At 56.3% G+C, this 5,954-nt stretch carries 5 protein-coding genes; 2 read left to right on the top strand and 3 right to left on the bottom strand.

The genetic code is table 11. From position 1 onward, the window contains the following. Positions 1–354 (top strand): A/G-specific adenine glycosylase (locus AABZ39_06095; GenBank protein MEK6794326.1); only part of this gene is annotated, 354 nt, incomplete at its 5' end. An 8-nt stretch (positions 355–362) separates the two neighbouring features. Here the strand turns inward: AABZ39_06095 and infB are convergent. The 3 genes from infB to AABZ39_06080 are packed head-to-tail and all read right to left on the bottom strand — an operon-like array spanning position 363 to position 4,798. After that, a complete protein-coding gene (gene infB, locus AABZ39_06090; GenBank protein ID MEK6794325.1) occupies positions 363–2,786 on the bottom strand; it encodes a translation initiation factor IF-2 in 2,424 nt (807 codons plus the stop codon). Between the two features lie 32 nt (positions 2,787–2,818). Next, positions 2,819–4,294 carry a transcription termination factor NusA gene (gene nusA, locus AABZ39_06085; protein MEK6794324.1) on the bottom strand — a complete coding sequence of 492 codons (1,476 nt, stop codon included), beginning with the start codon at positions 4,292–4,294 and terminating at the stop codon, positions 2,819–2,821. Between the two features lie 15 nt (positions 4,295–4,309). Continuing rightward, positions 4,310–4,798 carry a hypothetical protein gene (locus tag AABZ39_06080; protein ID MEK6794323.1) on the bottom strand — a complete coding sequence of 163 codons (489 nt, stop codon included), beginning with the start codon at positions 4,796–4,798 and terminating at the stop codon, positions 4,310–4,312. A gap of 772 nt (positions 4,799–5,570) precedes the next feature. Here AABZ39_06080 and AABZ39_06075 point away from each other — a divergent pair. Beyond that, positions 5,571–5,954: hypothetical protein (locus tag AABZ39_06075; GenBank protein ID MEK6794322.1), on the top strand; the 384-nt coding region annotated here is incomplete at its 3' end.

The following is a 5,954-nucleotide window of genomic DNA, read 5'->3' as shown; positions in this document are numbered from 1 at the left end:
AACGGAAAAGCGAACGTACGCGACGATGCGTTGCTGCCGCTCATCGAGGCCTCGCTCGACACGAAGGACCCGCGCTCATGGTATTCAGCGCTCATGGATTATGGCACACATCTGAAGAAGCTCCACGGCAACCCATCGCGGAAAAGCGCACATCACACGCGTCAAAGCGCATTTGCAGGCTCGGACAGACAGATACGCGGTGCGATAGTGCGGGAGATGATCAGGACAAAACGTGCCGTAAAAAAGGACCTCTACCGCATATGTCCCGATCACGAACGCCTCAGGCGTATCATAACGTCGCTCGTCAATGACGGGATGCTATCGGAACGCGACGGTGTGCTCCGTATACGATAGCCCCGAACTTACTGTGCCTTTTCCTGAACGGCGAACGCCTCGATGACATCGCCCTGCTTGATATCGTTGAAATTCTCTATGGAAAGGCCGCATTCAAAATTCTGTACGACCTCGCGGACGTCCTCTTTGAAGCGTTTCAGCGATGCGATCTTTCCCTTATATACAAGCACATTATCGCGCATGATGCGCACACCGTTCGTACGCTCGATCTTGCCGCTCGTCACATAGCAGCCGGCGATGGTGCCGATCTTCGATATCTTGAACACTTCGCGTACTTCCACGGTGCCGACATCGACATCCTGATATTCCTTCGCGATGGACCCTTTCATGGCCGCTTCTATGAACTCAATAGCCTCGTAGATGATGTCGAATCGCTTGATCTCTATGCCCGACTTCTCGGCGAGCGATTTTATCCTGTTCTCAGGACGCACACGGTAGGCGATGATCATCGCCTTTGATGTCTCCGCAAGACGAACATCGGATTCGCTTATCGCCCCCGCGCCGCTGTGCACGGCAACGAAGTGCAGCTTGTCGTTCGAGAGCTTGCCGAGCGCTTCCTTCAACGCTTCCGCCGAGCCCTGCACATCCGCCTTGATAATGACCTTGAATTCCTCGACCTGTCCTTCCTTTATCTGATCGAAGAGATTATCCAGCGTGACCTTGACGACGGTCTTCGCCGCTTCCGCCTGCCGCACATGTTTTCTGCTCTCGGCGATGGTGCGCAGGTCCTGTTCGCCGGTGAGCACATGAAAACTGTCGCCCGCTTCCGGCGTATCCTCGAAACCGAGCACTTCAACCGGTGTCGACGGCAGCGCCACGTCCAGTTTCTCGCCGCGCTCGTTGAACATGGCACGCACACGCCCGCCATGCATGCCGGCTATGAAATAGTCGCCGACATGGAGCGTTCCGTTCTGCACGAGCACGGTACCGACCGGCCCGCGACCGACATGGAGCGATGCCTCGAGCACGGTGCCGACGGCCTCGCGCTTGGGGTTCGCCTTGAGTTCCATCACTTCCGACTGGAGTATTATCATTTCCAGCAATTTCTCGATGCCCTCTCCGGTATGTGCGGAGACAAAGGCGAATAAGGTCTGCCCGCCCCAGTCCTCGGCGATGAGCTCATGCTCCGAGAGCTGGCGCTTGACCTTCTCAATGTCCGCATCGGGGAGGTCTATCTTATTGACGGCAACGATGATTGTCACCTTCGCCGATTTCGCATGATTGATGGCTTCAATCGTCTGCGGCATGACGCCGTCATTCGCAGCGACGACAAGGACGACGATGTCGGTCACCTTCGCGCCGCGTGCACGCATCATGGTGAATGCGGCGTGGCCGGGCGTATCGATGAACGCTATTTCGCCGTTCTTCGCACGCACCTTATAGGCGCCGATATGCTGCGTGATGCCGCCCGATTCCCCGGCGACGACGTTGGTGCTCCGTATCTTATCAAGGAGTGATGTCTTCCCATGGTCGACATGGCCCATGATGGTGACGATGGGCGACCGCGGGACCAGGTCCTTGGGATCATCCGCAATGATGGATATCGTCGCATCGTCGTGCACCGAAACGACCTTGACCTTGCAGCCGTACTCATCCGCGAGTATCGTTGCGGAATCCTTGTCGATGATATCGTTGACGCGCACTACCGTGCCCATGGAGAAGAATTTCGCCACGATATCGGCCGCGCGGAGGTTCATTTTCTTCGCAAGGTCGCCGACGCTTATCGTCTCAAGTATCTCTACCTCTTTGGGTACCGACGTCAGACGCGACTCCTGCTGACGCTTCTTCTGCGCTATCTTATCAAGGACGCGCTGTTCCTGTATGGCCTTCTCCCGTGCCTTGAAATCGAACCCTTGTTTGCGTTTGTCGAATTCTTTCTTCCTGAAACTGCCGGCAGGACGTGCCGGACGTGCTCCGCCGGCTGCCGCCGCAGAAGCACGCGCTTTCGCAAGATCCTCTTTCTTGATTATTATCTTTCCGCCGCCGCCAGGTCCGCGATATCCCCCGCCGCCACCGGGGCCGCGATAGCCGCCCGTTCCACCCGTGCCGGGACCACGATAGCCCCCGCCGCCGGTACCAGGACCGCGATAGCCCCCTGTTCCGCCCGTGCCGGGACCGCGATAGCCCGTACTCCCGCCGCGATTATCGGAAGTGCCGCCCGGAGCCGGACGAAATGCGGGACGTTCGGGCTGCGGTGCGCTCGCCGGAGCCGGTGTCGCGGGGGTCGCTTTCTCACTGTCAGCCTCCCCTTCCTGCTTCCCGACGATAAAAACTTTTTTCTTCTTGACGACGACCTTTTTCTTCGCAATGTTCGAATGCGATTCTTCCGGCTTTACTTCAACGGACTCTTTCTTTATCTTTATGATCTTCGGCGGCACACGTCCGCTTTCCGTTTTCGGCTTTTCCCCGTGATTTTTTTCGCTACCGGTCATGCGTTCTCCCGCCTCGTGTACGCTATACTACACTATTCGAAGCTAATTTCAATCCCGCAATTCGAACATTTCGTCACGTTCTGAGCGACTTCGTGCCCGCAGTTGGGACATTCGTAGATCTCTATCTCTTCAACGACACCCTCTTCTATGCGTGCTGCATCGCGCGCCGCGTCCTCGTCCTCAACCACCTCGACGCTTTCCTTGAGCACGGCGACAATGCGCTCGACGGTCTCTTTCGGGAGGTTCGTCTTCTTCGCCATATCGTCCGGCGTAAGATGGTAGAGCGTTTCAATGGAGTCGATGCCCGCGCGCAGGAGCGCCTGTATCGTATCTTCCTCGAGGCCTTCAAGCGAATAGAGATTCGAGCGCTCATCGCCGAACGACGCCGCCTCGTCACCCTCGGCATCGCCGCCGGAGAATATCTGGTTCGCGGAGATGAGCCCTTCGACGACCTCGGGATTCGTCTTGATATCCGTTTCGGTCTTTATGTCGATCTGATAACCCGTGAGCTCCGAGGTCATGCGTATATTGAAGCCGCCCTTGCCGATGGCGAGCGAAAGCATATCGTCCGGGACGATTATCAACGCCTTGCCGTTCTGCGGATCGGTTATCACCACACGTGTGGCCTTCGCCGGCTGTATCGCGTTGGATATGAACTCGCGGATATCCTTCGTCCATTTGATGATGTCTATCTTCTCGCCCTCGATCTCCTTGATGATGGCCTGGATGCGCACGCCCTTCTGCCCGACACAGGCGCCGACCGGATCGACCTCGGACTTATTGGAGAACACCGCTATCTTCGTCTTTACGCCCGGCTGCCGGACTATGCCGCGTATCTCGACGATATTCTCGGACACTTCCGGTATCTCAAGTTCGAACAGCTTCTTAATGAAGTCGGGTTTCGTACGCGTAAGGTATATCGCCGGATGCCCCGCTCGGCTGTTGTCCACTTCGTAGATATACGCGCGTATGCGGTCGCCCACATTGTAATGCTCGCGCGGCGACTGATCGCGCTTGAGCAGTATGCCCTCGGTCTTGCCGAGATTGATGTATATCGTCCCTTTATATTCGCGCTGAAAATAGCCGTTCACGAGCTGATGCTCGCGGCGCTTGAATTCATTATAGATGATGTTCTTTTCCAGTTCCCCGATCTTCTGAAAGAACGTCGTCTTCGCGATATTGGACTCGATGCGGCCGAATTCCTTCACGCCGTCGAGTATGAGCCACACCTCTTCGCCTATCGCCACATCGCCGCCGTCGACTATCTCCTTTGCGTTCTCAAGGGTTATCTCCTTGCGCGCATCGGTTATCGTCTCCACCACGGAGACCTGCTTATACATGATGGGATTATCCTTCTCATCGAACTCGATGTGAAAGGTGATATCATCGCCGTATTTCTTCGTGAGCGCCTTTGACAGGGTCTCCACGACGACCTCTTTCAACAGGTCGCGGCTTATCTCTTTTTCCTCCGACAGCTGGCCGAGGTATTCACCGAAATTCTCGAACATGACGTCCTCCGTATCTTATATATCGTAATGCAGTTTCATCGATCGTACCGCCGTGCGGGGAAGCGTTGCCGCCGTACCGTCCGCACGCCGTATCGTTGCCGTATCGTCCGCATATCCTTCTATCGTCCCCGTGACCTCGGCGCACTGCATGAGCGCCTCGCCCTCGGGCGTCAGGAATACTATTACCGGCGCGCCGACGAAGAGCGCATACTCGCGCTCCGTCCTCAACACCCGCGTAAGCCCCGGCGAGCTCACCGATATCGTGAACCCGTCCGGGTCATCGCCGTGAGCGCGCAAAGCCTCCTGAATATGGCCGGTGGCGAGCACACAGTCATCGTGCGACACCGCCGGCTTCTTCAGTATCGATGCATGCACTTCCTTGCCGTGCTTCGAGCGCGAAACGGCGCATGCTACCATGCGTATGCCGGTACCCGAAAGACGCGCGTCCACATCGAGCACAAGTGCATTCGTGAGCGCATTATCGTCGAGTGTTTCTCCGCCCATCTCCTCTCCGTTCGCACGAATCGCCATCCGTAGCGGCTTTAGCCCATCCCATAGCGGCTTTGCCGCCGGGCTGCGCCATAGGCGCACGCATGGGCGCCGCCAGCTGCGGCATCCGTAGCGGCTAGGCCGTCCTTGGCCGCCGCTAGCTGGCACATCCTTGTGCCACGCGTGCCGCACGCTTGGCTCGTGCTCACCGACGTCATCCTGACGTCGGCCAACAAAAAAGAGAGCCTCCGCGGATGCGAAGATCTCTCTTTATCTTTTGCAAGCGTAAGAGTGATTCACCGAACAGCAGGGACTATATCATTCACTGAACAAATTGTCAAGTACCTGCGGAAAAATTGTATCTGTATTACCGACCAGCTTGACCTCCACCCCGGTGATTACTATACTAGAGGTATGGGAACGCGATTGGTATACATGCTTTTGGTAGCAGCAGTGGCTGTTCGCCTTTTCAGCGCAGGGCCATGCTGCACCACCGCTGTCGAAAGCTGCTGCGCAGCACACGCTTGCGAGAGCCAGGGCGCACAATCGATGTGCTCATGCACCGATGAGGCTATCGCATCAGTTACCGCCCATGATGATCAGGCGACAGAATCCGCCGCTCAATTGAGATCATCCTCGAGGATATTGCTTTCAGCGCCTGTATCCGCTGCCCTCGAAAAGATATATCTGCTCGAACACCGATTCAAAACGTATTGCAACTGGCGCTGTTGATACTCCACTGAAAAGACCATCGGATACCCATCGATCCGGCACTTCTGGAGGAAGTATGAACAGCATACGATATGTATTCATCCTGATACCCGCCCTCTTCGCGTATGCGGACGGCGATCTGCAAAGCCTCATTTCGAATGCCTTTCGTCAAAACCCGAAGGTGCTCGCAGCGGAGAAAGAATATTCGGCAAAGGCCGCGGAAGTCCTGCCGTCATATTTTCCCGCCAATCCTACGGCCGGCTATGAGTATATGACGAGCGGTGAGAACAAGTTCTCCGTCGGCCAGATGCTCGATTTTCCGCTGAAAACGTTCTTCAAGGGCGGCATCAAATCGCGCGAGGCATCCATTGCAAAATACAAGGCCGTTCTTGCCAAAGCGGAAGTGATGCGCGATATTCGCATCGTTTATTTCGAGGCAGCCGCTGTCTCACGACTTGCG

Source organism: Spirochaetota bacterium, from assembly GCA_038043445.1.
Taxonomy (GTDB): domain Bacteria; phylum Spirochaetota; class Brachyspiria; order Brachyspirales; family JACRPF01; genus JBBTBY01.
The sequence above is the reverse complement of the archived record's forward strand: the minus strand, read 5'-3'. Positions and strand labels throughout refer to the sequence as shown.

Excerpts from the sequence above, each read along its gene's own strand:
- infB (MEK6794325.1), bottom strand. The coding sequence starts at position 2,786 with ATGACCGGTAGCGAAAAAAATCACGGGGAAAAGCCGAAAACGGAAAGC.
- nusA (MEK6794324.1), bottom strand. The coding sequence starts at position 4,294 with ATGTTCGAGAATTTCGGTGAATACCTCGGCCAGCTGTCGGAGGAAAAA.
- AABZ39_06080 (MEK6794323.1), bottom strand. The coding sequence starts at position 4,798 with ATGGGCGGAGAAACACTCGACGATAATGCGCTCACGAATGCACTTGTG.